The following is a 23,316-nucleotide window of genomic DNA, read 5'->3' on the forward strand; positions in this document are numbered from 1 at the left end:
ATTTATAACTCCTATTTCATTAACTTCTGGTTGGCTTGAATTGACTTCATAAAATCAACAACGGGTCGAGGATAATCAACCCCTAGGGTGACCCCATACTCCTTTTGCTCATCAGACGAAAGTTTCCAAGGTTCATGAATTAAATCCCCAGGGAGATTTCTTAATTCAGGAAGCCAATGTCGTAAATAATTTCCTTTGGGATCATACATTTTGGACTGCTTCGGAATATTGAAGTAACGAAACTCCCTTGCATCGTTTCCGACACCAGCCGTATAATTCCAGTTCCCCCAATTACTACTTACATCATAATCGATTAAGAGAGATTCAAACCATTCTGCACCCATACGCCAATCAATTCCTAGATTTTTAGTGAGAAAACTAGCGACATTTTGACGACCACGATTAGACATAAAGCCAGTCGTTGCGATCTCTCGCATATTGGCATCCACTAAAGGATATCCTGTTTTTCCCTCTTGCCAAAGAGTAAACTGTTGCCAATCTTCTTTCCAGGGAATTTTTACCCCCTGCAAACCTGTCTGATAGAATACAGCATTGCCATATTTTAAGCAAACAAAGCGGAAATAGTCACGCCACATCAATTCAAAAATTAGCCAATAAGTGGAATCATTTTTGACACGGTTTTCTTCATAACTCTGCACTTCCTCGTAAACATAACGAGGGGATAAACACCCCCGCGCCAACCATGGCGAAAACTTAGAAGAATCATTTGTCCCTAACATTCCATTACGGGTTTTTTTATAAACTTTCAGACAATCTTCTTGCCAAATATAGTCTTTTAAGCGATCAAGTCCAGCCCTTTCACCGCCAACAAATTTTAGAACTCCTCTTTCATCAGGAGACACCAACTTGACCCCTAATGTTTCCAGATTAGGCAAATCACCCGTTGCTATCTCTGAAGGTAAGGGCGGTAACTTCTCAGGTGTAGGAAAGCAAGACCGAATCTCAGATGTTTTTTCAATGCGCTTGCGATACTGAGTGAAAACATCAGGGAGATCATCAACTTTGATCGGTAAATCATCAAGATGATGAAGGGTTGATCCCCAATAAGAGGTTAATGTTACTCCCAGTGATTGCAGTTGCTTGCTTAAGGCTTTTTCCACACGAATTTCTTCTGCGGTAACTTCAGCATGATAAACAAGATTTGTAAGATTTAATGCAGTCACTAACTCGGGAATAATGATTTCTGGTTGACCGACCCTAATCATTAAATTACTGCCCAGATTTTTTAAGGTTTCCCGTAAATTAGCAACACTTTCTTGTAAAAACTGAGCGCGAAAACTCCCTGTTTTCGGAAATCCAAATCCAGTGTGTCCAAACTCCCTTGTATCGAAACAATAAAACGGAATAATTTGTCCCTGAGTTTTACTCGCCCGAAATAAAGGTTCATGATCATGTACCCTTAAATCATTACGATACCAAATTAAAATTTTCTGTTGACTCATTCTTCTTTACTGCTGATTGTTTTATGCCTTCTGCTTTGCTATTAGTAAATCCCCATTCTCGTCAAGGAAAAAAAAGCCTCCCTATTATTAAACATCACCTAGAAGCGATGGGATTCACGTTGCTGCAAAGAAGCAGTGAACATCCTCATCAACTTCCTGAGTTAATCCGCAATTATCAACATCAGGTCAATTTAGTGATTATTGGCGGTGGTGATGGCACACTCAACGCAGCAATTTCGGGCATTGTAGAAACCAAACTCCCCCTAGGTATTTTACCACTGGGAACTGCAAATGATTTAGCCCGCACGTTAGATATTCCCCCAACTCTTGCTGAAGCGTGTCACGTAATTGCGCGAGGCAAACACCAAGCGATTGATTTAGGAAAAGTCAATGAACAATATTTTTTTAATGTCGCCAGTTTGGGGTTAAGTGTCGATATTACCAATCAACTGACCAAGCAAGCAAAACGGCGTTGGGGAGTGTTGGCGTATGCAGTGACGGCTGTGAAAGTCTTATCAAAATCTCGTCCCTTTACAGCAAAAATTCATCATCGGGGAGAGGTCATTACTGTGAAAACGGTTCAAATCGCCATTGGAAATGGTCGTCATTATGGGGGAGGAATGACCATTGTTCACGATGCCAAAATTCATGACCAACGCTTAGATTTATACAGTTTAGAAATTCGACATTGGTGGGAGATGATTAAATTACTTCCCAATTTATGGTTAGGGCGTTATCCCGCCAGAAAAGTTCGCTTGTTAGAAGGACAAGAATTTTTTATTGAAACGAAAAAACCTCGTCCCATTAATACTGATGGGGAAATTACAGTAGAAACTCCTGCTAAATTTGAAGTGGTTCCCCATGCCTTGAATGTCATTATCCCCTAATTAACGCGATATGGAACTTTCAGAAGCATTACTTAAAATCCGCGAAGCCCAAACTGATGGGATTAACTGTGACGTGACAACGGAAGATATTATTGCCAAGCTGGAGGAATAGAACAAACAATGCAAGTTTTCAATCGCCAGTGTTGGTAAAGATACGATTGATTTATACTTTCAATCGCTACCCACTGATCTCGATGCGTTTTTTCAAGAGATTTATGAGTTTTGTCCTGATGTCATTGATCAAGGCTATGGGTGTATTCCTGAAATGATTGAGATGGTGGAAACTATGGGACAAGCAGTCAATGAGGACATTCGACAACTCATTGCTGGGGGGGGGTTGATCTCAACAATGAGAAAATCGGAATCCAGTATAAATTTGCAGCTTGAATTTCTTGAATCAGGCGATCATAATAACTCCAATTAAACTGTTGATCGCCTTGGGCTTCCACTTTTCCGCACCAAATATCAGTAACAATTGCATCGATCCCCATTCCTTGCGCGATCGCGAGTTGATGTCTAAAATTGCGCCATTCCTGTTCATTTCTAATTTCTAAAGGCGCAAGGGCGTTAAAGTGTTTTTCTGGAGGAGAAGAAGTCATTCCGTGAAAAAAGAGATTAATCATCAGACCACTAATTAATCCTAAGAGAAAACTAATGACACCAACTCTTACTCTCATTCGATACACACTTAATTTTTGTTCTTGGTTCTTGGTTATTTGTTATTTGTTCACACTCTCACCCCAACTCCCCAACTCCCCTTCTCCTTATCCCTTTCCCCAGCGCGTAACGCTATAGCGATATTACTGAGGATTATTTCTAATTTCTGCTAATAACCCCCCACAAGCATCGAGAAGCAGATCAATCACATAATTAAATCCTTCTGTTCCACCATAATAGGGATCAGGAACTTCTGTATCTTGATAATTTCGGGCATAGTCGCACATCATTTGAATTTTATCGCGATATTTTTTATGGGGATCAAGAGAAATCAATGACCAATAATTATCCCGATCCATTGCTAAGATTAAATCATATTTTTCAAAATCATTGGGATGAAATTGACGCGCCCTTCCTTTTAATTTAATTCCTCTTGTTTCTGCTGCAATGGTCATTCGCCGATCTGGGGGGCTTCCGATATGATAGTCTGATGTTCCCGCAGAATCACAAATGATTTCATTGGTTAACCCTTCTGTTTCCAGCAAGTAGCGCATGATATTTTCCGCAGAAGGAGACCGACAAATATTTCCCAAACAAACAAAGAGAAGTTGGTAAGCCATAACCGAAATTTTCCTAGACGATCGCGCTACAGTTTACCATATTTTATTGCTCTTCGTTGATAATTTTTAAGCGCACAACGCGATCGCTGCTGTCATCTAAAGGCACTTCAATCGTATCATTACTCAATTTTTCTAAAGCAGTGAGTAACGATCGTAAATGAGGATTACTCGCCCCCGTTTCCACATACAATCGATCCGCCAAACTTCCCACCCGCTTCCAAGTAGTATAGAGTTTTCCCACCACTTGTTCTAAATTCGTAGCTTGTTTCACCAGATCCGCAGCCGTATTTAAACAATCCAAACGGAGGGCTTCTTCTAATGCCATTTCCATGTCAAGATTAGCATTATAAATGGCTTGCACTTGCGCTGCTGCATCCAAATATTTAGACAAATTCTTAGCAGAAGACGTTAATTGCTTAACCGTATCCATATCAGGATTTTCTTCGACTTCTTGCTGAATGGACTTCAGATGTGACTCAGGAAGTTTTTCCATTTCTTTTACTAATGGTGCGAGATGACTGGGAGAAAGCGACCCACTTTCGGCTTTTTCTTTGACCGTTGGCGGAACTAAATCTGAACTCATCGCTGTCCATTGATCCGAAAGTTCCTTCACTTCACGGCGCGTAATGCGATCGCCATTCTCTGCTGCTTCAGAAACCAGTTTTTGCACTTCTGGGTCAGATTTCGCCGTTTCCACAAACGCCCGCTTACTAAAATTATTGATAGAACTCGCCTGTAGTTGTCCATCTTCGAGGAGGGTATCCGCACTATTGGCTAACTGAATGAGAGAATAGGCTTGACTTTTACTAATTTCCCGTTGCTTCAGCCAGTTGAGAAAGCCACTTCCACGACCTTCTCCCCCAATCTTCTCGCGATCGCGCACTGCTCTTAAAATTCTCCCCCGCCAGATATCCGTTTGCAAGTCGAAGCGTTCACAAACCAACCACGCTTCATCTAAACGCTGTTCAAATTCATTTTCCTCAATTTCCTCGTCTTCAGGATCAGGAAGTTGGAACTCTAGATCAGTGGGAGTTTCTAACGCAGCAGCGATTTCAGCGGTTGTTTCGGGGGTTTCAGCCATAGTTGAGAAAGTTCTTGTCTGTTTTCAATGTCAGCAACATTATCAATGATAGTTTGAAACAGAGCACTGGTTAAGAGTATGTAGGTTGGGTAGAGGTAACGAAACCCAACACTCTTCAGATGTTTTGTTGGATGACATTTCATTTCACCCCACCTACGAAATCCGAGAAGGGAATCCAGGATGTAGGTGGGGTAGAGGTAACGAAACCCAACACTCTTCAGATGTTTTGTTGGATGACATTTCATTTCACCCCACCTACGAAATCCGAGAAGGGAATCCAGACTGCATAGATCAATGATAATGTAAAGAGGGAATTAGAAACAGGAACATTGGTAATGGCTGACTCCTCTCTGCTAGCAGATGCAAGTATTCGTTTAGAAACCGCCTTAAAATACGTCAACATTTCCGAGGATGCCATTGAGCGGTTACAATATCCCAAAGCCAGTGTTACCGTTTCTATTCCCCTACGCTTAGATGATGGCTCTCTAAAAATCTTTCGCGGGTATCGAGTGCGCTATGATGACACCCGTGGTCCCGGAAAAGGAGGAGTGCGCTATCATCCCAACGTTTCCTTAGATGAAGTGGAATCCTTAGCCTTCTGGATGACCTTCAAATGTGCCTTGATGAACCTGCCTTATGGGGGCGCTAAAGGGGGAATTACCCTCAATCCGAAAGCATTATCCAAACATGAACTAGAACGCCTTTCTCGGGGCTATATTAGCGCGATCGCGGACTTTATCGGAACTGATGTGGATATTCTCGCACCCGATATGTACACCAATGCGACGGTTATGGGTTGGATGATGGATCAATACAGCATCATTCAACGACGCATCACGCCTGGGGTGGTCACGGGAAAACCAATTAGCATGGGCGGAAGTCAAGGACGAGAAACCGCCACTTCTGTCGGTGCATTTCAAGTCATTAATACATTATTACCGAAATTTGATCAATCTCCCGAACGCACAACCGTTGCTGTGCAAGGCTTTGGGAATGTTGGTGCAATGTTAGCCCAACTCCTGTCGCAAGTGGGATATCGGGTGGTTGCGGTTAGTGACTCCCAAGGGGGAATCTACGCGCCACAAGGGTTAGATATCCCCAGTATTCGTCGTTATAAAATGTCCAGTCGCAGTTTACAAGCGGTTTATTGTGAAAGTAGCGTTTGCAATATTGTCGAACATGAAGTGATTAGTAATGCCGAGTTACTGAATCTGAAGGTTGATGTTTTAATTCCTGCTGCATTGGAAAAACAAATTACCGTTGAAAATGCCGATCAAATCCAAGCAAAATATATTTTTGAGGTGGCCAATGGTCCCATTACTTCTGATGCAGATTCTATTTTAGAGAAGCAAGGGATTCGAGTTTTTCCTGATATTTTAGTCAATGCAGGGGGAGTCACGGTCAGTTATTTTGAGTGGGTCCAAAACCGCAGTGGACTCTATTGGACAAGCGAAGAAGTGAATCAAAGCTTAAAAGAACGGATGACGGTAGAAACGGAAAAAACATGGTCCATTGCTCAAGAATTTGGCGTTTCTATGCGAACCGCTGCTTATATTCACGCGCTAAATCGTCTGGGAGAAGCAATGGATGCGAAGGGAACAAGAGATTATTTTCAAAGTTCTCAATAATGAGAACGATCGCGCCTAATTAACCAACTCAGCGCGATCAGATGATGATTATTCTTTCGGTTCAAAGTCTAAAGCAGCAGAGTTCATGCAGTACCGCTTTCCTGTCGGTTTTGGACCATCATCAAACACATGACCCAAATGGGCATCACAAGCCGAACATAAGACTTCCGTGCGGGTCATAAACAGACTGCGATCCGTTTCATAATCTACATTGTCTGCTTTAACGGGCGCGTAGAAACTAGGCCAACCGGTACCAGAATCATACTTGGTTTCCGAGTCAAATAAGGGTTGACCGCAGCAGACACACTTATAAGTTCCTGGGTCTTTCTGATCATGATACTCCCCCGTAAAGGCGGGTTCGGTTCCTTTTTGGCGCGTTACCCGAAACTGTTCTGGGGTGAGTTGTTGTTTCCATTCCTGTTCCGATTTTTGCACTTTTTCCACCATGAGTTTAATTAATAATTCTTAACGTCTTTATTTTTAGTGTAACGCTTCTTACCCGCCAAAAAACACCACCTACTCTAGAGAAGCAGGTGGCGAGGATACAAGATTGGAAAATTAATAAAGATTGATTTTTATTTAAAGCCCACTGCTGCTTGCCAAACAAAAGCGAGTAGGAGAAAAAACACAGGAATAATCGGGAGAACATCCACTAAAGGATCAAAAATGGAGTATGCTTCCGGTAATTTAGCGAATAATAAAGCGGTTTGCATATGGGGTGATTCCTTACCAACGCAGTAACTTAAGATATCGCTATGTATCTTAACATGGTTCGTTGTTCGTTGTTCGTTGTTCGTTGTTCACCCCCTATCTTTATCTTTTTCCCCAGCGCGTAACACTATCACGGGTCACTGATGTTGAGCCAACTGGCAAACTCGGTGGCAAAGCGATCTTCTAAAATGGCGGTGCGGATGCGTTGGGTAAATCGGATTAATTCTGTAACATTATGTAAAGAAAGTAAAAGGTATCCTAACATTTCGCGCGATCTTACCAGATGACTCAGATAAGCGCGAGAAAAGCTCTGACAGCAATAGCAGGGACAATCAGGGTCAAGGGAAGTAAAATCTTCTCGGAAGCGGGCATTTTTTAAGTTCCAACGGTCTCCTTGCACTAAGGCGGTTCCATGTCGTCCGAGGCGGGTGGGAATGACACAATCAAATAAATCAATACCGTGCGCGATCGCGTTGACCATTTCTCGATACGTTCCCACGCCCATGAGATAACGAGGCTTGTGCCAAGGGAGTAACGGCGTTGAAACCGCAACAATCTCATGAATTAACTCAGCAGGTTCTCCGACACTCACACCGCCAATGGCATAACCAGGCAAATCAAATTCCACCAAACGTTTCGCTGCTTGCGTTCGTAAATCCCAATAGACTCCCCCTTGCACAATCCCAAATAAGGCTTGGTCTTGAGGACGAGCGTGGGCGGTAATACAGCGTTCTAACCAGCGTTCTGTCCGTTCCGTTGCCAAGCGGACAGCTTCATAATCCGCAGGATAAGGGGGACATTCATCAAACGCCATAATCACATCCGCACCGAGGGCGTTTTGCACGGCAATGGCTCGCTCAGGAGTAAAGTCAATGTAACGCCCATCCCGAGGCGAACGAAACGTGACCCCATTTTCGCTAATTTTTCGTAAATCACTAAGACTGAAAACCTGAAAACCACCAGAGTCGGTTAAAATTGGTTGCTTCCAACCCATAAACGAATGCAACCCACCTGCGCGTTCAATAATGGCTTCTCCGGGCTGTAAATGCAGGTGATAAGTATTTGCCAGAATCATTTGGGCTTGTGCGGATTCCAACTGTGCTGGGGTTAAGCCCTTAACGGTGGCGACGGTTCCCACTGGCATAAAACGAGGCGTTTCTACCTGACCATGAGGCGTTTCAAAAATTCCTGCTCGCGCTTGTGTTTGAGGACAACTGTGTTGACAAGAAAACTTAAAAGAAATATTCGTCATCCTCATCATCCAAGCGCACATCATGACGGGCAGAAAGAACATCCGTCACCATTGCTTCTAAAGTAGCAGCATCTAAGTTCGAGTTCAATTCATTGTAGTTGAGAGGATTACTTAAAGGAACTAACCGTAAGGTCCGCTGTTCTTGCACTAAATCAAAGTAAGTTTGGTGACTTTGGGTTTGCAATTGCAGATAGTCAAAACTGGATAGGTTAAGATAGATGGTTTGATTAGCGATTAAGGTTGATTGTGAGGGGGCATCAAAGACCTCGACAATGTAGCCTTCCCCCTCTCCGCTACATTGGTTGTCTAAATAATGAAAATAGCGGACATGACCTAAATCATTAAGCAAGCGATACATATCTTCTTTATTAACAACTAAGCCATCATCAATGATGCAGGGAGCAAGGACTTGTGGAGAAGGTTTATTATTACTCATGGGTTTGTTTAGATGCTGGATTAACACGAAAATTGAAATTAGCCATTCCCCAGAATTTGATGCGATCACTTTCCGCTAACCTTGCGTTAAGAAAAAGGAGGGCGACTCTTTCCCCAGTCTTTGAAGTTGGGGATCAAAAATAAGAAAGCGGGGATCAAGGTCAGCACGGGTCTTTCCTTTACTCAAGCTCGAATCAAATTCAGTTTCTTTTAGCTACGACACAATCTTAGCCCAACTTTTTTGTTCTGTTCACCTCAATGATGAAAAAATTTATGACTTTTCTCAACGAAACCGTAAAATCTTGGTGGGGCGCTGTTGCCTTTTATACTATGATTCCCTTGCCCCGTTCTTGGTCTCTCGATCTGGGTCAAATTGCTCGTTTTGCCCCTATCATCGGCATTTTGATTGGGGCACTTTTAGGTTTTGAGGATTGGGTTTTCATGACTGCTCATGTGCCGATTTTAACTCGTTCTCTGTTGGTGATAGCAAGCGGTATTGCTTTAACGGGAGGGTTACATCTTGATGGCGTGATTGATACTGCCGATGGTTTGGCGGTTCTTGATCCTCAAAAACGCTTAGATGTGATGAAAGATAGTACCACTGGCGCGTTTGGAGTGATGGCAGCGGTCATTGTTATTTTTCTTAAAGTGTGTGCTTTGAGTGAAATTAATCAGTCTCGCTGGCTTTTTTTAATCTTGACAACAGGCTGGGGACGATGGTCACAGGTCAGCGCGATCGCGCTGTTTCCTTATTTAAAGGCAGAAGGAAAGGGCAGTTTTCATAAAGAAGTGTTTCAGTTTCCCCAAGATTTATTATTGGGTTGGTTGGTTTTAGCATTACTTTCCATTGCTGGATCGCTGTTACTTGATTTAAGTTGGATGGTTCTTCTTTTATTAATCGCGGGAACAGTAATTCCGTTGATGGTTAGTGGTTGGTTTAATTGGCAGTTAGGGGGGCATACAGGCGATACTTACGGCGCAGTGGTGGAATGGAGTGAGGCGCTTTATCTATGTGTTTTAACCGTGATTTAAATCTGTCGTTTGAGAGAGAGCAATCCCTACAAGATGAAGGAAGTCGTTAGAGAAATGATTCATTTATGCTTGTTTTATAGGTAAAAAAACGACCGTTGGAGGTCGCGATGAAACGATTGATTCCCTTTTTATTTGGTATTACTGTTCTCGTTACGCCTCAGTTAAGCGTGGTTGCTGATGAAGCCAAAAGAGAAATTGTTGATTCTAAAGATGAACAGTTGTTGTCACGAGGCGCACATTACAAGGCGTGGACGATGCGTGGCAATGAAGCCTTAAACCAAGGTAATTACGATCGCGCGATCGCCCTGTATGACCAAGCCATTGCAATTGACACCGACCAACCCTTAGCCTGGAAACAACGAGGGGATGCCCTCGTGCAAAAAGGTCAGTATCCAGCAGCGATCTCAGCCTACAATGAGGCCCTGAATTTATCCGAGGAAAAACAGCCTCAATTACAGGAAAAAATCGCAAATCTTCAAGAAAAACGCGCCGAACAGCTATCTTTGTAATCTAGCTCAAATGAGCCAACAGCGTCTTTTGAATTGCTGCTTGTACCTGTTGCGGGGATTCATTGGCATTAATGGGAATAATGCGTTGGGGAAATTGTTCCGCTAGTGCTGTATAGCCCTCTCTCACTCGCTGATGAAAAGCTAAATCCGATTCTTCCACGCGATCGCGCTTTCCTCGTTCTTGTACTCGCTGCAAACCCGTTTCCACTTCCACATCCAACCACAAGGTTAAGTCGCTTTCTAGCCCATCTGATGCAATAGCATTCAACTGTCGAATTAAATCTAAATCTAAGCCTCGCCCATAACCTTGATAAGCTGTTGTGGAGTCAATAAAGCGATCACAGAGAATGATTTTTCCTTCTTTTAATTGCGGTTTCAGAAATTGGTTAACGTGCTGAGCGCGATCAGCTGCATAAAGTAATAATTCACTACGATCATCAATATGCAAACTATGGTCATTTAGCAGCAGCGATCGTAATTTCTGACCTAACTCCGTTCCCCCCGGTTCTCTGGTTTGAATGACATCTAGTGGTTTCCCCAACCCTCCTTTTTGCAACCACTCTCGGGTTTGTTCAATCTGACTGGTTTTGCCACCGCCCTCAATCCCTTCAAAAACTATAAACTGACCTTTCATGTGATGATGAGCTTCCAAATCTCTTAAGCACTTATAACATAGGTCAGCCCAAAAAATTAATCATTGGGGGTCGCAGCACTTAACCCCACAAATAGGGTAGGCAATGCCCACCCTACACTGTTCTGATTAAGTAATCACAGAGGGTTCATCACGCCCAGTAAACTTCTTAATTTCGGCGATTTCATGGGCAATCTGAATTAAGTCAGCAAGGGCGGTTTGGGTATCTTCATTTTGCTTGCTTTGATCCCCTTCATAGCGTTCTAGATAAACTCGCAAGGTTGCGCCCTGAGTTCCCGTTCCTGAGAGACGGAAGACAAGGCGCGATCCATCTTTAAAGACTAAGCGGATGCCTTGTTTTTCCGCAACGCTGCCATCAATGGGATCTTTATAGCTAAAGTCATCCGCCAGATCAACTTCATAGCCATGGAACTGTTGTCCTGGGAAACTGGATAAGCGCGATCGCAGCTGATCCATTAACTCATTAGCGGGATCTTTCGCCACTTCTTCGTAGTCATGACGAGAATAATACGTGCGTCCATAGGTTTGCCAGTGTTCTTTAACAATTTCTTCCACACTTTGTCCCCGTTTGGCAATGATATTTAACCAGAATAAAATCGCCCAGAGTCCGTCTTTTTCTCGGACATGGTTGGAACCAGTGCCAAAACTTTCTTCCCCGCAGAGGGTGACTTGACCTGCATCTAAAAGATTGCCAAAGAATTTCCAGCCTGTGGGGGTTTCATAGCAGTTAATCCCCAGTTTTTTCGCCACGCGATCGGCAGCTTGGGAAGTGGGCATCGATCGCGCAACCCCAGTAATCCCTTTCGCATACCCAGGAACTAAAGTGGCATTTGCTGCGAGAATCGCCAAACTATCACTGGGGGTAACAAAAAAGTGATTCCCTAAAATCATATTACGATCGCCATCGCCATCGGATGCAGCCCCAAACTCGGGTGCATCATCCCCATACATAATTTCCACTAACTCACGGGCATAAACCAAGTTCGGATCAGGATGTCCGCCACCAAAATCTTCCAGGGGTTCCCCATTCCGAACCGTTCCTGCGGGGGCTTGTAAGCGGTTTTCTAAAATTTCTTTGGCATAAGGACCCGTGACCGCATGAAGCGAGTCCATAACAACGCGGAAACCGCCACTGAGTAGCTTCTGAATCGCATCAAAATCAAAAATGGATGCCATCAGATCCGCGTAAGCCTCCACTGCATCCACCACTTCTACAGTCATCCCGCCCAGCTTATATTCCCCTTGCTGATCGAGATTAATATCATCGGCTTCGAGAACTTTATATTCGCTAATTTCCTTACTTTTAGCAAAAATCGCTTCGGTCACATTTGCGGGTGCAGGCCCCCCATTGGGCGTGTTAAATTTAACCCCAAAATCACCTTCGGGACCCCCTGGGTTATGACTCGCTGATAAAATAATTCCCCCAAAGGCTTGATATTTACGGATGAGACAGGATGCAGCAGGAGTGGAAAGAATTCCCCCTTGTCCCACTAAAACACGCCCCACGCCGTTGGCAGCAGCCATTTTGAGAATGGTTTGAATGGCAGTGCGGTTATAATAGCGACCATCGCCCCCTAAAACCAGACGCTGTCCTTGGTAGTTATCAAGACTATTAAAGATAGATTGAATAAAGTTTTCTAAGTAGTGCGGTTGCTGGAAGGTTGGAACCGCCTTACGCAGCCCAGATGTGCCTGGTTTTTGATCATCAAATGGTTTTGTCGCAACGGTACGAATATTCATAGAATTTTAGCCCATAGCAGTCATCACTTAGCTTATCGCGATTTGCTCTAGTATAGGAGAGGGAGTGAGCGAGGGGTTGATAGTAGGACGCGCTGGGGAAAGGAGAAATGATCGCGCTTTGCTTGCTTTTCAATCGTTGCGGAATGTTTTGGGAAATCACTGATGTATCTAGAACCACCTTGATCACTGGTTGACGGACAAAACTTCTGAAGCTCCTATTCTATCGTAGGTTGGGAAGCGCGAAGTCTAACTCAACAAGACCCTTGCTGGTGTTGGGTTTCGTTCCCTCAACCCAACCTACGTTTTGAATCTTTTGTCAGTCAATCAGCCTTGATCATTAGCCTTGATTTTCATAATCTTCCGCGATTAGAGTCTTAATGCGGTTAAATTCTCCCCATAATTCCGTAGCGGGTTTAAGAGAGGCAGACTGGGCTTTTTCTTTAGCAGCGTTTAATGTTTTTCTCGCGTTTTGAACTTCTAAATTCGTTGGCGAATCTGATAAGCAACTTTCCATGAAATCTAATAAGTCTAAAATATCTTTTTGTTTTTCTACAGAGAGTTTACGAAACTTTTCTAAGACGGTTTGTTCAAGATTAGCAGTCATTTTGGAATCCCTAACTGATCGGTAAGATGTTTGCTGAAATTTGTTTTCAGGCAACAGCATACTGGCTTTCCCTCTTCTACATAATAATACCATTTCTAAGAATTTAGGTTACAGTTTATCCCCCCAACCCCCCCTTTGTAAGGCAGGGCTGTTTCATTCTCGGGGTAAAATTGTAAATGTAAAGCGCGATCGCGTAACTAAATCCACAGCGTGATTGCGCTCCGCGCACCAAATCGAAGATTTGATCGCGCATTTTTAGAAAAATTTCTAATATGTCTAGTTTAATCAGTTTCTTAAAACGAGTCAAGGACTGGCGGGATTCCAGTGGAAAAAGATATCCCCTATGGTGGATACTCCTAATTGTTATTTTAGGGCTAATGGTAGGTTGTTTAAGTTATAGAGACCTATCTGCTTTTGCTAAGAATCATCATGACTATCTTCTTCGCCTTGCCAAAAATACTCACCTTAAAGTTCCATCCTACTCCACCATTAGAAGAATCATGATGGGAATAGAAAATGATAATTTAATTCCAATTTTTAATCAATGGGCAACTCAATTATCTTCAAAAGAAGAAATTCCAGATTGGATCGCGATCAATGGCAAAAGTATTAAATCAACTTTAACTGATACCTACGGAAATAAACAGAATTTTGCTTCAATTGTCTCTTGGTTTTCTCAAGAAAATGGATTGGTTTTAGCCTTGGAAAAATTGGAGAATAAAAAGACTTCAGAAATTCACTGTGTTCGAGAAATGGTGGATAATACACCTTTATTCAATAAAATTTTGACTCTAGATGCTGTCCACTGTCAAAAAGAAACAATTAGAACGATTAATCGCTCTCATAATGATTATGTAATTGCGGTTAAGAAAAATCAACCTAAGTTGTACAATAGTTTAGAAGAAATTGCTCACAATCAGATTCCTTTTCAAGAGAATATCTGCACCGACACGAGTCATGGACGACAAATTACTCGCCAAGTCTCTGTTTTTGAAGTTCCAGAAAAAGTTCCTAAGATTTGGCAAGGAAGTCAGTATTTTATTAAAGTAGAAAGGAAAGGTTATCGAAAAGACAAGCCTTATCATCAAATCGTTTATTATTTAAGTAGTTGTGATCAAACAGCTAAAAAATTTAGTGAAAAAATTCAGGGACATTGGGGAATTGAAAACCAACTACATTGGGTCAAAGATGTTATTTTTGCTGAAGATACTTCCCCAATACACCATCTTCAGTCAGCAGTCAACTTTTCAGTTTTAAAGACCATTTGTCTCAATCTTTTTAGATTATTAGGCTTTTTATCAATTACCGAAGGGCGAAGATGGCTTGGACAGAGGCTTTGGCTACTCCCCATTTTGATAGAATGAAACAGCCCTGCCTTTGAAAGGGGGGCTTTAGTGGATCGGTGTGTAGCGCCAGTTGATCGAAATGGTATAACTAATCAATCTTCCAAACATAACTTAAATTGCTGATTTTTCTAATTTTTTAAACCCATCTTCCCACAACAACTTTCACCGTTCCATCTTCTAACACTTCCTCTTCTTCCACATCAAACCCTTGTTCTTCTACGGTTTGCATCAAGGTTTGATGGGCATACTTTTGATTAATTTGATTGAGAAATTAGAATCTCTCCATTTTTGATTTGAATTTTAATCGTGCTAAAGTGTGACATGATGTTTCCTCCTGATTTTCTGGTAACAAAACTAATCAACTTGAATGGGATTAATCCCTGATGATTAAGTGGTTAAGGTTATTGGAATCCTATTATTGCTTTGAGAGTGGAATCGGCTATTTCGCGTACATCCTCATCTTCATACTGAGCGAGTTGTTGCAGGGTTTCTACAGGGGGTTGGGGATTTTCCGCGATCGCGCTCCTCAAAGATATTATTAAATCACGCGATCGCGCTCCTCCCTCAACGAGACAGAAACCCGATCGCGCTTATTTCTCTTCGATTTCCGATCAGGGTTATTTAAAAGAAGTTGAAACAACTCTCACCGAATGGAACTCTGAAGCTAATGAAATCGCCTATGAAGATTATTACTATAAATGATTATTCAGTTAACTGATTCTTTTCAAGTTTTTGTTAGTAATCATGGGGTTCAACAAATGGAGAAACGTCAAATCAAACAAACTTGGATTAGGGAAGTCTTAATTAATTCCATTGCCATTGAATCTGATCCTAAAGATGCTGATTTAAAGTGGGCTTTTGGAAAAGTTGATTGTCAGGATGGACTAACAAGAGTTTTGAAGGTTGTTTACAATGATCAAGTGACCCCATTTAAAATAGTGACGATTCATTTTGATAGAAAGGCAAAAAATAGGTTTTTATGAAAATCAATTATGATTCTATAGAAAAAACAGCCTATATTGAATTATTCTCTTCAGAAATCATCGAATCGGAAGAAGTGACTTCAGGGATTGTTTATGATTTTGATGCTCAAGATAAAATTGTTGGCATTGAGTTATATCATATTGAAAAACTGTCAATTGAAGAACTTAAGAGTCTTTATCAAGTGTTGGAAACTAGAGAGGAAAAGCAACAACTCAGTGATTTTCTAATATCTTTAATTGCTGTCCAAGCAGCTTAAATAGGGGTTGCTGAAAAAGTTAATTCGTTATTTGTTCGTTGTTCTTCGTTCTTTGACCATTCGACAGGTTAATCAACCATGAACATCCACCGACTCGCTTTGTACTTCAACCAACTAGGAAACGCTATATCAGCAATTTGAAGTGGTTGTTGTTTCATTTCCACCAAACCCGATCGCGCTATTTTATTCTTCAACGGCGGACAGTAATTTCTTTTGAACGGCTTCGGGCAATTCTACTAAGACAAATTGACTCTGCGGATAGAGATAATCTTCTCCAGATTCATCAATCACTCGGAAACATTCTACTTCATTGGCTTTGCGATCGGATAAAACACGATAAAGTTTCCAAACTTCTAAATCTCCATCTTTTTCCTCTGAAATACAGATAGCAAATTGAACGTTTAATTCTGCTTGATTCATTGGTTTTAGTCCAAAATACGCTTAACTTTCATTTTGCGCCCACCGATTCCGTGCGCCTCGTACCAATGCAACTCTGCTTGACGAACTTCTCCATTGGGAAAGCGTATGAGTCCAACCCCTTTAAGTTTCCGCCACCGCCTACCGCCAAAGCGATCCCTCAATCGTCGCAACTCGCGGATTGACAAATTAACGGCAATGACCTCAACCTCTCTTAGATCGCCAATTAACTCAAAGTTACTCCCCATATCCTAAGAGTATAACAAGTTTGAAGGTTTTTCTAAAAAATAGCTGTAATCAGACGCGATCAATTATTTTGGTAGAGAGGCAGTTATTCTTATGGACAAAAAATTAACCATGAATGCACATAAAGTGTCCCTTACCTTAACAACAGATGGAGAAGTGACCTTAAAAGGATTACCTTTTCAAGCTGGGGAAACGGTTGAAGTCATTGTTTTAGAAAAGTCTGCGCGATCGCGCTTATTTCTCTTCGATTTCCGATCGAGGTTATTTAAAAGGAGTTGAAACAACTCTCACCGAATGGAACTCTGAAGCTGATGAAATCGCCTATGAAGATTTATGAATAGCAATGTGGTTATTGTTCCATTTCCACCAAACCCGATCGCGCTCCTCAAAGATATTATTAAATCACGCGATCGCGCTACTGCCCAAGAGTCTTTGCAACAATTATTTAATTTCTAATTTGACCGCGCTTCTGTCTCAACTCTCTAGGCTGTTTCCAGAATTAGGATTGCTCTTTTGTTGAATGATGCGCTCCCATTCCTCTAATGATCAAATTTTACCTTTGAGAGAGGTTTCTAATTTCTGAAAGAAAATGTCTCATGCTTGCTCGTCAAGAGCGAGAAGGGCTTTTGTGCTTACCAAGCAATCTTCATCCTGAGCCAGAGATTGGAGAGTTTCTACAGGAGTGTTAGGATTTTCCGCCACCTCTGAGCGTACTATCCAATCTTCATCCTGAGCCAGAGATTGGAGAATTTCTATGGGAGTGTTGGGATTACGAGCAATTTCTTCTAGCTTTTGTTCAGCTTCAAAAACACCATCCCGAGCTAACTCTCTTACGGTTTCTATACGAGCAATTTCTTCTTCTGTACGAGCAATTTCTTCTAGCTTGTCTTTAGCTTCAAAAACACCATCCCGAGCTAACTCTCTTAAGGTTTCTAGGGGAGTGTTGGGATTACGAGCAATTTCTTCTCCTACTTCAGAATACTGCCGAGCCAGTTGCTTGAGGATTTCTACAGGAGTGTTGGGATTACGAGCAATTTCTTCTAGCTTATATTTAGCTTCAAAAACACCATTCCGAGCTAACTCTCTTACGGTTTCTAGGGGAGTGTTGGGATTACGAGCAATTTCTTCTAGCTTGTCTTTAGCTTCAAAAACACCATCACGAGCTAACTCTCTTACGGTTTCTAGGGGAGTGTTGGGATTACGAGCAATTTCTTCTAGCTTGTGTTCAGCTTCAAAAACACCATCACGAGCTAACTCTCTTACGGTTTCTAGGGGAGTGTTGGGATTACGAGCAACTGCTTCTCCTACTTCAGAATACTGCCGAGCCAGTTGCTTGAGGGTTTCTAGGGGAATATTAGGATTATAGGCAATTGCCTCACTTACCATCCAATTATTATCCTCAGCCAGTTGTTTAAGGATTTCTACAGGAGTGTTGGGATTACGAGCAATTTCTTCTAGCTTTTGTTCAGCTTCAAAAACACCATCACGAGCTAACTCTCTTACGGTTTCTAGGGGAGTGTTGGGATTACGAACAATTTCTTCTAGCTTTTGTTCAGCTTCAAAAACACCATCACGAGCTAACTCTCTTACGGTTTCTAGGGGAGTGTTGGGATTACGAGCAACTGCTTCTCCTACTTCAGAATACTGCCGAGCCAGTTGCTTGAGGGTTTCTAGGGGAATATTAGGATTATAGGCAATTGCCTCACTTACCATCCAATTATTATCCTCAGCCAGTTGTTTAAGGATTTCTACAGGAGTGTTGGGATTACGAGCAATTTCTTCTAGCTTTTGTTCAGCTTCAAAAACACCATCACGCGCTAACTCTCTTACGGTTTCTAGGGGAGTGTTGGGATTACGAGCAATTTCTTCTAGCTTTTGTTCAGCTTGAAAAACACCATCACGCGCTAACTCTCTTACGATTTCTAGGGGAGTGTTGGGATTTTCTACCACATTGTCGCATACTTCCTGATTCTGATCTTGAGCAAGAAGATAGAGAACTTTTACTGGAGTATTCCTACTTTTTGCCAGAGCTAATTTATCTTTAATTGAAGCAGTCTTGACGAGCTTTAACCCTTCCCTCCCATAATTATCTGCTTGCTGTAAAGCAATTAAACGCTCTTGTGAATTAGAAGTTTCTAACCGTTTTTTTAACCCTTCAAGTCCTCCTAAAACTAACCCTCGTTTCGGTGCTGTTTGTCCACCTAAGACTGCATCTGTCTGTTTGGGCTGCTTTTGTTCTTCACTCATTCCCTTACTCCTCCTGTCTAAACTTTATTATTCCCCTGATTCTTCTGGAATGAATGTTAATTCACACTCGATTTTCAACTTTAATTTTCCTTTACGCCAAGGCTGATGAGGGGATAAAACCTCAACTTCAATTCCTTCTTTCAGTTGTTTGATTTCAGAATTTTGAAGGATTTTTGGCAGCACTTGTTCTTCAATTTCTGAAAACTTAAAGGTATTGTGATGGGGAATCAAGCCACGTCTAACATTAGAACCAGTCACTGAAATAACATCATCAGCTTGTAACTTTGGGTCACGTCTAAATTTATTTTGTTTTCCCAATTCTCCGCCTAAAACGGCATCTTTGCTTTGATTATTGCCTTGAGAATCACTCATGACTTACACCCATCTCCCGACAACTACTTTCACCGTTCCATCTTCTAACACTTCCTCCTCTTCCACATCAAAGCCTTGTTCCTCTACCGTTTGCATCAAGGTTTGATGGGCATACTTTTGATTAATTTGATTCAGAAATTCCTGTTGATTAATGCTTGTACCCCAAAAATCGGCAACTAATTCATAACTCTCCCCATTGCGACGAAAGCCTAAATCATAACCATTCTTTTGCCGAATCACATATTCTGCATTGGTTTGATTTCCTTGATACCCTCTAACTTTGGTGTTGCTTTCTACTTCATAACCCAGTTCGGTTAAGACTTGTTGGAGAATCTCTCCGTTTTTAATTTGAATTTTAATTGTGCTAAAGTGTGACATGGCGTTTCCTCCGAATAAAAAAAACTAATCAACTTGAATGGGATTAATCCCTGATGAAGATTGATAATCTTGCAACTCTTTTAACAGTCCATCGTCTTTAGAAGCAGTTCTTGCGCCTGCTTCGGCTGCCCATTGTTTTAGGGCTTTGATTTGTTGGTGCGCGATCGCGCTCAGTGGTACAGTTTCCTCTAACGCTGCTAAGATATCTTGGGTATTAAAATCTCGCCGTTTGCCACTTTCTCCCTGTCCAAAGGCTAAGTGCATCCCATCAATAATTGCTTGCTGAATCTCCGCACCACTGAAGTTTTCCGATGATTTTGCCAGTAAATCCAAGTTAAACTCTTGTAAGCGCGATCCTCTCACTTGCTGTAAATGCACCCGAAAGATAGCTTTGCGTTCTTTTTCCGTGGGAAGATTGATAAAGAAGGTTTCATCAAAGCGCCCTTTCCGCAACAACTCGGCGGGTAACACTTCCACATTGTTCGCGGTGGCGACAATAAACACAGGCTGGGTTTTCTCCTGCATCCACGTAATCAACGACCCAAACACCCGTTGCGACGTTCCTGAATCCCCACTCACGCCACTGTTAATACTGCCAAATGCCTTATCAATCTCATCAATCCACAGAATGCAGGGAGACATCGCTTCCGATAACTGAATCATTTGACGGACACGGCTTTCACTTTCTCCCACAATCCCCCCAAATAAGCGTCCTGTATCCAATTTTAAGAGGGGAACCCGCCATTCATGGGCAATGGTCTTCGCCGAGAGAGACTTTCCTGTTCCCTGTATCCCCACTAACAACAATCCTTTCGGGGTGGGGATTCCATAGCGTTTCGCCTCATCACTAAAGGCATCTTTCCGCATCCGTACCCACTGTTTGAGGTTTTCTAAGCCTCCTACCATTTTTAAGGAATCGGGTGCTGGAGAAAACTCTAAAATGCCTGTTTGACGAATCGTTTGCCGTTTCTCCTCTAAAACCACATCAATATCGGTTTCATTGATTTCCTGTTTCGCAGCAAGGGCTTTGGCTAATACCCGTCTGATTCTCGCGCGACTCAACCCCTGACAGGCTTTGAGGAATTGTTCTTTTGCTAAGCCTTCCAGTTTCAGTTTCTCTGGTGTCACCAGTTGCGAGACGAGATAATCAATCTCGGAGAAAGTGGGGAGAGGAAAATCTAACACCGTCATTTCTTCTGAGAGTTCAGGGGGAATTTCTAAACGGTGGGATAATAGGAGGATGGTTTTGCGACTGGTTTTGAGTTCTCGGGTGAGATTTTTGAGTTCACGGATAATTGGGGCGTTTTTATCGGTTTCGGGGTGTTTGAGAACGCCATGTAAGTCGCGAATCACAAAGAGGGTTGCATCCTCTTCTTTGGTGGTACGGATGCGGTTTAACGCAGGCATTAACGACCCTTTATCCTTGTTATTATCACTCCAACCGCGCACAATATCCCAGTAGAGGAGTTGACGTTGCGGGTTTCCTCGTTGGGAAACTTCGCTGAGGACTTGTTCAACAGGGTCTTCTTCTACTGCCACCAGATATATTAAAGGGTAGCGCGATCGCAGCATTAAATCCAGTTGTTGGATTATTTCTTGGTGCGGATGCTAATGACCCAAAACAGCATCTTTGTTTCTAGGTGAAGAGACTGAGGAAGTCATAACTTTTTTTAAATACTTGATTTTCACATTACCATCATTTTTCTGCGGTGAGTAAAAACAATCTTTAAATTGAATTAAAATAACACAAGTCTTGCATCAATATCACTAACAATGAGGCGTAGAATAAGAGCGAGATCGTAGGAATTAGAGAATCATGGCAGAATATCAGCGTGTCGAATACCGCATCGGAAAAGATGGGAAAATCAAAGAAACGGTCATTGAAGGATCGGGAGAAAGTTGCTTGGAAACTACGTCCGACATTGAATCTGCGTTAGGGGAAGTGGAGTCCCAAGAATTGCTTCCTGAATATTACCAAGGACAAGAAATGCTTATCCATGAAGAAACGCAAACCTTAGAACAGGGGAATAACGGATGAGTAGTGAACAGGAACTGTTTTGGTTTAGTGTGGTCTTATTTATCGCAGCCGTTATCGGGATTCTGTGGTTGCAGGATCAAGGGTCAAAATCGTCTGAAGTGGATTCCCCTGTGGCATCGGTTGAAGCCACAGGGGAATCCTTACAACAAGAATGTGAACGGTTACGCCAACAGTTAGCACAACAAAAAGCAAGTCTCCATGAGGAGTTTCAAGAGGCAACCTTTGAACAATTACAATCGTTGTTAACACAGTTTCCCAGTGCGCGAAAAATGGCAGCAGCAAAGCCAGACCTCCCTGCAAAAAACTTTTCTGCTTTGTTTACGCCATTAGAAAATGTCTTAGAAGAATGGGGGATCACTCCCATCGGAGAAGTTTGGGAAACGGTAGCATTTAACCCGCAGTATCATCAAGCTGATAGTGATGAGATTGCAGAAGGGGAAACGGTTTATGTGCGCTTTGTAGGCTATCGTCAAGGGGAGAAAATTCTCGTTCCTGCGAAAGTGAGTCGGACTTTACCTGCAGGAGTGGTTGGGGATTAACTCAACTTAATCTTAGCTGAGAATTAAGGAGATGCCTCGAAAAATCAGGGAATTAAAAAAATGCTTGAAAAAGCTGGCTTTGAAGAGAAAAAAGGTAAAGGAAGTCACACCAACTGGATTCATCCTATAATATCCTGGTAAAATTACGTTCGCGGGTAACGATGGGAATGATGCCAAACCCTATCAGGAAAAAGATGTTTTCAATGCAATTAGGATTATAGACAATGCTGGAGACTCTTAAGTACAAAATGGTGATCGAGTGGTCAGACAAAGATGAGTGTTTTTTAGTCGCTTTCCCAGATTTTCCAGGTAACTACTGGCGGACTCATGGTGATACTTATGAGGAAGCATTAGCTAATGGGAAGGAAGCTCTAGAATCATTAGTGCTTTGCTATAAAGATTTAGGAGAAGCACTCCCGACTCCTTCAGTTGTTAGCACTTAATCTGATTAAAATTGAAACGCAAGACAAACTGATTTCTAGCTAAGAAAATGAGTTTAATTACTCCCGATAAATTACAGCATTTTCAAGCAATGATTGAGTTAGCGAAATCTAAAGAAAGTGATGCTGAACAAATTTTTATCATTAATAATGTCACTTGGCAAGACTATGAGAACTTATTAGAAATCACCAGTGAGGAAGCAGGAATCTTATTAAAATATTGGCAAGGAAACTTAGAACTAATGTCGCCTAGCAGTCGCCATGAAATCTATAAAGAAAATATTGGCACTTTATTAGAATGTTATTTTTTCGCCAAGAAGATTCGATTTTATTCTCTCGGCTCAACAACCTTTCGTTCTCAATCCCTTTCTCGCGGAATTGAACCTGATAAAAGTTATTGCATTAATACTCGAAAAGAATTTCCTGATCTAGCGATTGAAGTAGTAATTACTCATGGCGGAATTGATGCTTTAGAAATATACAAAGCGTTAGAAGTGACTGAAGTTTGGTTTTGGGAAGAAGAAAAACTGAGCGTTTATATTTTACAAAATCAAGACTATATTAAGGTGAATCAAAGTTCTTTATTTCCAGATTTACCGCTAGAATTGTTAGCCAAATATATTCCCAGTGACGAACCGTTTGATGCTGTCTTAGAATTTAGAAATCAAATCAAATAGAGTCTTCTAAAGTAGTCACGAAAATTGATCAACAATACCACTTAAAAAAGAAGGACTACATTGTAGTAGGGTTTGCCTTGCCCACCCTACGATAACTTCATGCTG

At 41.9% G+C, this 23,316-nt stretch carries 32 protein-coding genes and 1 pseudogene; 15 read left to right on the forward strand and 18 right to left on the reverse strand.

The genetic code is table 11. The features are described from left to right. Positions 1 to 11: 11 nt before the first annotated feature. A complete protein-coding gene (locus PCC7418_RS10985) occupies positions 12 to 1,463 on the reverse strand; it encodes a DASH family cryptochrome (RefSeq protein ID WP_015226252.1) in 1,452 nt (483 codons plus the stop codon). Between the two features lie 23 nt (positions 1,464 to 1,486). On the opposite strand from PCC7418_RS10985, the gene PCC7418_RS10990 reads away from it, so the two are divergent. After that, a complete protein-coding gene (locus tag PCC7418_RS10990) occupies positions 1,487 to 2,350 on the forward strand; it encodes a lipid kinase (RefSeq protein ID WP_015226253.1) in 864 nt (287 codons plus the stop codon). A 127-nt stretch (positions 2,351 to 2,477) separates the two neighbouring features. Beyond that, positions 2,478 to 2,774: pseudogene (locus PCC7418_RS21365) on the forward strand (DUF4253 domain-containing protein); the annotation flags it as partial. On the opposite strand, the gene PCC7418_RS19420 reads toward PCC7418_RS21365, so the two are convergent. From PCC7418_RS19420 to PCC7418_RS11005, 3 genes are all read right to left on the reverse strand, one after another. Then, positions 2,671 to 3,027, reverse strand: coding sequence for a family 14 glycosylhydrolase (locus PCC7418_RS19420; protein ID WP_015226255.1), 357 nt, complete (start codon positions 3,025 to 3,027; stop codon positions 2,671 to 2,673). The pseudogene PCC7418_RS21365 and the gene PCC7418_RS19420 sit on opposite strands and share 104 nt — an antisense overlap. Before the next feature lie 123 nt (positions 3,028 to 3,150). Further along, positions 3,151 to 3,627 carry a low molecular weight protein-tyrosine-phosphatase gene (locus PCC7418_RS11000; protein WP_015226256.1) on the reverse strand — a complete coding sequence of 159 codons (477 nt, stop codon included), beginning with the start codon at positions 3,625 to 3,627 and terminating at the stop codon, positions 3,151 to 3,153. Positions 3,628 to 3,670: 43 nt separating this feature from the next. Next, on the reverse strand, positions 3,671 to 4,708 hold the full coding sequence (locus PCC7418_RS11005) for a hypothetical protein (protein WP_015226257.1): 1,038 nt from the start codon (positions 4,706 to 4,708) through the stop codon (positions 3,671 to 3,673). Positions 4,709 to 5,043: 335 nt separating this feature from the next. Here PCC7418_RS11005 and PCC7418_RS11010 point away from each other — a divergent pair, with 335 nt between their 5' ends. Further along, a complete protein-coding gene (locus PCC7418_RS11010) occupies positions 5,044 to 6,336 on the forward strand; it encodes a Glu/Leu/Phe/Val dehydrogenase (RefSeq protein ID WP_015226258.1) in 1,293 nt (430 codons plus the stop codon). A 48-nt stretch (positions 6,337 to 6,384) separates the two neighbouring features. Here the strand turns inward: PCC7418_RS11010 and msrB are convergent, their stop codons facing one another. The 4 genes from msrB to PCC7418_RS11030 form a co-directional block, all read right to left on the reverse strand. After that, positions 6,385 to 6,783, reverse strand: a complete 399-nt coding sequence (gene msrB, locus PCC7418_RS11015; protein WP_015226259.1) for a peptide-methionine (R)-S-oxide reductase MsrB — start codon at positions 6,781 to 6,783, stop codon at positions 6,385 to 6,387. A gap of 128 nt (positions 6,784 to 6,911) precedes the next feature. Continuing rightward, entirely contained in the window at positions 6,912 to 7,049 is a 138-nt protein-coding gene (locus tag PCC7418_RS11020; protein ID WP_015226260.1) for a photosystem II reaction center protein K, read from the reverse strand. Between the two features lie 128 nt (positions 7,050 to 7,177). Then, entirely contained in the window at positions 7,178 to 8,299 is a 1,122-nt protein-coding gene (tgt, locus tag PCC7418_RS11025) for a tRNA guanosine(34) transglycosylase Tgt (RefSeq protein ID WP_150107057.1), read from the reverse strand. Then, positions 8,280 to 8,735, reverse strand: coding sequence for a hypothetical protein (locus tag PCC7418_RS11030; protein WP_015226262.1), 456 nt, complete (start codon positions 8,733 to 8,735; stop codon positions 8,280 to 8,282). The genes tgt and PCC7418_RS11030 overlap by 20 nt, the downstream gene beginning before the upstream one ends. 257 nt (positions 8,736 to 8,992) lie before the next feature. On the opposite strand from PCC7418_RS11030, the gene cobS reads away from it, so the two are divergent. Next, complete coding sequence (cobS, locus tag PCC7418_RS11035; protein ID WP_015226263.1) at positions 8,993 to 9,766, forward strand: adenosylcobinamide-GDP ribazoletransferase; 774 nt, start codon at positions 8,993 to 8,995, stop codon at positions 9,764 to 9,766. Positions 9,767 to 9,873: 107 nt separating this feature from the next. Further along, on the forward strand, positions 9,874 to 10,275 hold the full coding sequence (locus tag PCC7418_RS11040) for a tetratricopeptide repeat protein (protein WP_015226264.1): 402 nt from the start codon (positions 9,874 to 9,876) through the stop codon (positions 10,273 to 10,275). A gap of 1 nt (position 10,276) precedes the next feature. Here the strand turns inward: PCC7418_RS11040 and tmk are convergent, their stop codons facing one another. The 3 genes from tmk to PCC7418_RS11055 all read right to left on the reverse strand — a co-directional run bounded on the left by tmk (position 10,277) and on the right by PCC7418_RS11055 (position 13,271). Further along, positions 10,277 to 10,909, reverse strand: coding sequence for a dTMP kinase (gene tmk, locus PCC7418_RS11045; RefSeq protein WP_015226265.1), 633 nt, complete (start codon positions 10,907 to 10,909; stop codon positions 10,277 to 10,279). Positions 10,910 to 11,035: 126 nt separating this feature from the next. After that, the gene (locus PCC7418_RS11050; RefSeq protein ID WP_015226266.1) at positions 11,036 to 12,667 is read right to left on the reverse strand and encodes an alpha-D-glucose phosphate-specific phosphoglucomutase; all 1,632 of its coding nucleotides are present in this window, start codon (positions 12,665 to 12,667) and stop codon (positions 11,036 to 11,038) included. 337 nt (positions 12,668 to 13,004) lie between these two features. Then, a complete protein-coding gene (locus PCC7418_RS11055; RefSeq protein WP_041596615.1) occupies positions 13,005 to 13,271 on the reverse strand; it encodes a hypothetical protein in 267 nt (88 codons plus the stop codon). Positions 13,272 to 13,543: 272 nt separating this feature from the next. Here PCC7418_RS11055 and PCC7418_RS11060 point away from each other — a divergent pair, with 272 nt between their 5' ends. Continuing rightward, on the forward strand, positions 13,544 to 14,635 hold the full coding sequence (locus PCC7418_RS11060) for an ISAs1 family transposase (protein ID WP_015226268.1): 1,092 nt from the start codon (positions 13,544 to 13,546) through the stop codon (positions 14,633 to 14,635). Positions 14,636 to 14,753: 118 nt separating this feature from the next. On the opposite strand, the gene PCC7418_RS20945 is transcribed toward PCC7418_RS11060, so the two are convergent. Continuing rightward, entirely contained in the window at positions 14,754 to 14,876 is a 123-nt protein-coding gene (locus tag PCC7418_RS20945; protein WP_396275491.1) for a DUF1257 domain-containing protein, read from the reverse strand. 439 nt (positions 14,877 to 15,315) lie between these two features. Between PCC7418_RS20945 and PCC7418_RS11070 the strand changes: the two genes are divergently transcribed. Together PCC7418_RS11070 and PCC7418_RS11075 are read left to right on the forward strand one after the other, a co-directional pair. Continuing rightward, a complete protein-coding gene (locus PCC7418_RS11070) occupies positions 15,316 to 15,600 on the forward strand; it encodes a DUF4258 domain-containing protein (protein ID WP_015226270.1) in 285 nt (94 codons plus the stop codon). Next, complete coding sequence (locus PCC7418_RS11075) at positions 15,597 to 15,857, forward strand: DUF2283 domain-containing protein (RefSeq protein WP_015226271.1); 261 nt, start codon at positions 15,597 to 15,599, stop codon at positions 15,855 to 15,857. Before PCC7418_RS11070 ends, PCC7418_RS11075 begins: the two co-directional genes overlap by 4 nt. A gap of 183 nt (positions 15,858 to 16,040) precedes the next feature. Here PCC7418_RS11075 and PCC7418_RS11080 read toward each other — a convergent pair whose 3' ends face one another. Next, complete coding sequence (locus PCC7418_RS11080) at positions 16,041 to 16,277, reverse strand: hypothetical protein (RefSeq protein WP_015226272.1); 237 nt, start codon at positions 16,275 to 16,277, stop codon at positions 16,041 to 16,043. Positions 16,278 to 16,282: 5 nt separating this feature from the next. Continuing rightward, positions 16,283 to 16,522, reverse strand: coding sequence for a hypothetical protein (locus PCC7418_RS11085; RefSeq protein WP_015226273.1), 240 nt, complete (start codon positions 16,520 to 16,522; stop codon positions 16,283 to 16,285). A 109-nt stretch (positions 16,523 to 16,631) separates the two neighbouring features. Here PCC7418_RS11085 and PCC7418_RS11090 point away from each other — a divergent pair, with 109 nt between their 5' ends. Together PCC7418_RS11090 and PCC7418_RS21130 are read left to right on the forward strand one after the other, a co-directional pair. Beyond that, positions 16,632 to 16,799 (forward strand): hypothetical protein, encoded by a 168-nt coding sequence (locus tag PCC7418_RS11090; RefSeq protein WP_235620691.1) that lies wholly within the window; start codon positions 16,632 to 16,634, stop codon positions 16,797 to 16,799. 54 nt (positions 16,800 to 16,853) lie between these two features. Next, entirely contained in the window at positions 16,854 to 16,976 is a 123-nt protein-coding gene (locus PCC7418_RS21130) for a hypothetical protein (RefSeq protein ID WP_015226275.1), read from the forward strand. Positions 16,977 to 17,114: 138 nt separating this feature from the next. On the opposite strand, the gene PCC7418_RS11095 is transcribed toward PCC7418_RS21130, so the two are convergent. The 4 genes from PCC7418_RS11095 to PCC7418_RS11110 are packed head-to-tail and all read right to left on the reverse strand — an operon-like array spanning position 17,115 to position 21,056. Further along, positions 17,115 to 18,767 carry a hypothetical protein gene (locus PCC7418_RS11095; protein WP_015226276.1) on the reverse strand — a complete coding sequence of 551 codons (1,653 nt, stop codon included), beginning with the start codon at positions 18,765 to 18,767 and terminating at the stop codon, positions 17,115 to 17,117. 27 nt (positions 18,768 to 18,794) lie between these two features. Next, positions 18,795 to 19,139, reverse strand: a complete 345-nt coding sequence (locus PCC7418_RS11100) for a KGK domain-containing protein (RefSeq protein WP_015226277.1) — start codon at positions 19,137 to 19,139, stop codon at positions 18,795 to 18,797. A 3-nt stretch (positions 19,140 to 19,142) separates the two neighbouring features. After that, positions 19,143 to 19,517: a DUF1257 domain-containing protein gene (locus PCC7418_RS11105; RefSeq protein ID WP_015226278.1), complete on the reverse strand. Its 375-nt coding sequence runs from the start codon at positions 19,515 to 19,517 to the stop codon at positions 19,143 to 19,145. 24 nt (positions 19,518 to 19,541) lie between these two features. After that, entirely contained in the window at positions 19,542 to 21,056 is a 1,515-nt protein-coding gene (locus PCC7418_RS11110) for an AAA family ATPase (protein WP_235620692.1), read from the reverse strand. 277 nt (positions 21,057 to 21,333) lie between these two features. Between PCC7418_RS11110 and PCC7418_RS11115 the strand changes: the two genes are divergently transcribed. The 5 genes from PCC7418_RS11115 to PCC7418_RS11130 all read left to right on the forward strand — a co-directional run bounded on the left by PCC7418_RS11115 (position 21,334) and on the right by PCC7418_RS11130 (position 23,211). Further along, positions 21,334 to 21,555 (forward strand): DUF2997 domain-containing protein, encoded by a 222-nt coding sequence (locus tag PCC7418_RS11115; protein ID WP_015226280.1) that lies wholly within the window; start codon positions 21,334 to 21,336, stop codon positions 21,553 to 21,555. Beyond that, positions 21,552 to 22,094 (forward strand): nucleotide exchange factor GrpE, encoded by a 543-nt coding sequence (locus tag PCC7418_RS11120; protein ID WP_015226281.1) that lies wholly within the window; start codon positions 21,552 to 21,554, stop codon positions 22,092 to 22,094. Before PCC7418_RS11115 ends, PCC7418_RS11120 begins: the two co-directional genes overlap by 4 nt. Positions 22,095 to 22,154: 60 nt before the next feature. Beyond that, a complete protein-coding gene (locus PCC7418_RS21370) occupies positions 22,155 to 22,235 on the forward strand; it encodes a hypothetical protein (RefSeq protein ID WP_396275492.1) in 81 nt (26 codons plus the stop codon). An 83-nt stretch (positions 22,236 to 22,318) separates the two neighbouring features. Next, the gene (locus tag PCC7418_RS11125) at positions 22,319 to 22,537 is read left to right on the forward strand and encodes a type II toxin-antitoxin system HicB family antitoxin (RefSeq protein ID WP_015226282.1); all 219 of its coding nucleotides are present in this window, start codon (positions 22,319 to 22,321) and stop codon (positions 22,535 to 22,537) included. A gap of 47 nt (positions 22,538 to 22,584) precedes the next feature. Then, entirely contained in the window at positions 22,585 to 23,211 is a 627-nt protein-coding gene (locus PCC7418_RS11130) for a Uma2 family endonuclease (RefSeq protein ID WP_015226283.1), read from the forward strand. The last annotated feature ends 105 nt before the right edge of the window (positions 23,212 to 23,316 follow it).

It is taken from the genome of Halothece sp. PCC 7418 (assembly GCF_000317635.1).
Taxonomy (GTDB): Bacteria; Cyanobacteriota; Cyanobacteriia; order Cyanobacteriales; family Rubidibacteraceae; genus Halothece.

Excerpts from the sequence above, each read along its gene's own strand:
- PCC7418_RS11130 (WP_015226283.1), top strand. The coding sequence starts at position 22,585 with ATGAGTTTAATTACTCCCGATAAATTACAGCATTTTCAAGCAATGATT.
- cobS (WP_015226263.1), top strand. The coding sequence starts at position 8,993 with ATGATGAAAAAATTTATGACTTTTCTCAACGAAACCGTAAAATCTTGG.
- PCC7418_RS11105 (WP_015226278.1), bottom strand. The coding sequence starts at position 19,517 with ATGTCACACTTTAGCACAATTAAAATTCAAATTAAAAACGGAGAGATT.
- PCC7418_RS11010 (WP_015226258.1), top strand. The coding sequence starts at position 5,044 with ATGGCTGACTCCTCTCTGCTAGCAGATGCAAGTATTCGTTTAGAAACC.
- PCC7418_RS11020 (WP_015226260.1), bottom strand. The coding sequence starts at position 7,049 with ATGCAAACCGCTTTATTATTCGCTAAATTACCGGAAGCATACTCCATT.
- PCC7418_RS11080 (WP_015226272.1), bottom strand. The coding sequence starts at position 16,277 with ATGAATCAAGCAGAATTAAACGTTCAATTTGCTATCTGTATTTCAGAG.
- PCC7418_RS11000 (WP_015226256.1), bottom strand. The coding sequence starts at position 3,627 with ATGGCTTACCAACTTCTCTTTGTTTGTTTGGGAAATATTTGTCGGTCT.
- PCC7418_RS11030 (WP_015226262.1), bottom strand. The coding sequence starts at position 8,735 with ATGAGTAATAATAAACCTTCTCCACAAGTCCTTGCTCCCTGCATCATT.
- PCC7418_RS11075 (WP_015226271.1), top strand. The coding sequence starts at position 15,597 with ATGAAAATCAATTATGATTCTATAGAAAAAACAGCCTATATTGAATTA.
- PCC7418_RS11005 (WP_015226257.1), bottom strand. The coding sequence starts at position 4,708 with ATGGCTGAAACCCCCGAAACAACCGCTGAAATCGCTGCTGCGTTAGAA.
- PCC7418_RS10985 (WP_015226252.1), bottom strand. The coding sequence starts at position 1,463 with ATGAGTCAACAGAAAATTTTAATTTGGTATCGTAATGATTTAAGGGTA.
- PCC7418_RS11115 (WP_015226280.1), top strand. The coding sequence starts at position 21,334 with ATGGCAGAATATCAGCGTGTCGAATACCGCATCGGAAAAGATGGGAAA.
- PCC7418_RS11095 (WP_015226276.1), bottom strand. The coding sequence starts at position 18,767 with ATGAGTGAAGAACAAAAGCAGCCCAAACAGACAGATGCAGTCTTAGGT.
- tmk (WP_015226265.1), bottom strand. The coding sequence starts at position 10,909 with ATGAAAGGTCAGTTTATAGTTTTTGAAGGGATTGAGGGCGGTGGCAAA.
- PCC7418_RS11050 (WP_015226266.1), bottom strand. The coding sequence starts at position 12,667 with ATGAATATTCGTACCGTTGCGACAAAACCATTTGATGATCAAAAACCA.
- PCC7418_RS11085 (WP_015226273.1), bottom strand. The coding sequence starts at position 16,522 with ATGGGGAGTAACTTTGAGTTAATTGGCGATCTAAGAGAGGTTGAGGTC.
- PCC7418_RS11100 (WP_015226277.1), bottom strand. The coding sequence starts at position 19,139 with ATGAGTGATTCTCAAGGCAATAATCAAAGCAAAGATGCCGTTTTAGGC.
- PCC7418_RS11125 (WP_015226282.1), top strand. The coding sequence starts at position 22,319 with ATGCTGGAGACTCTTAAGTACAAAATGGTGATCGAGTGGTCAGACAAA.
- PCC7418_RS11040 (WP_015226264.1), top strand. The coding sequence starts at position 9,874 with ATGAAACGATTGATTCCCTTTTTATTTGGTATTACTGTTCTCGTTACG.
- PCC7418_RS10990 (WP_015226253.1), top strand. The coding sequence starts at position 1,487 with ATGCCTTCTGCTTTGCTATTAGTAAATCCCCATTCTCGTCAAGGAAAA.
- msrB (WP_015226259.1), bottom strand. The coding sequence starts at position 6,783 with ATGGTGGAAAAAGTGCAAAAATCGGAACAGGAATGGAAACAACAACTC.
- PCC7418_RS21130 (WP_015226275.1), top strand. The coding sequence starts at position 16,854 with ATGAATAGCAATGTGGTTATTGTTCCATTTCCACCAAACCCGATCGCG.
- PCC7418_RS11060 (WP_015226268.1), top strand. The coding sequence starts at position 13,544 with ATGTCTAGTTTAATCAGTTTCTTAAAACGAGTCAAGGACTGGCGGGAT.
- PCC7418_RS11055 (WP_041596615.1), bottom strand. The coding sequence starts at position 13,271 with ATGACTGCTAATCTTGAACAAACCGTCTTAGAAAAGTTTCGTAAACTC.
- PCC7418_RS19420 (WP_015226255.1), bottom strand. The coding sequence starts at position 3,027 with ATGAGAGTAAGAGTTGGTGTCATTAGTTTTCTCTTAGGATTAATTAGT.
- PCC7418_RS21370 (WP_396275492.1), top strand. The coding sequence starts at position 22,155 with ATGCTTGAAAAAGCTGGCTTTGAAGAGAAAAAAGGTAAAGGAAGTCAC.
- tgt (WP_150107057.1), bottom strand. The coding sequence starts at position 8,299 with ATGACGAATATTTCTTTTAAGTTTTCTTGTCAACACAGTTGTCCTCAA.
- PCC7418_RS11070 (WP_015226270.1), top strand. The coding sequence starts at position 15,316 with ATGATTATTCAGTTAACTGATTCTTTTCAAGTTTTTGTTAGTAATCAT.
- PCC7418_RS11120 (WP_015226281.1), top strand. The coding sequence starts at position 21,552 with ATGAGTAGTGAACAGGAACTGTTTTGGTTTAGTGTGGTCTTATTTATC.
- PCC7418_RS11090 (WP_235620691.1), top strand. The coding sequence starts at position 16,632 with ATGAATGCACATAAAGTGTCCCTTACCTTAACAACAGATGGAGAAGTG.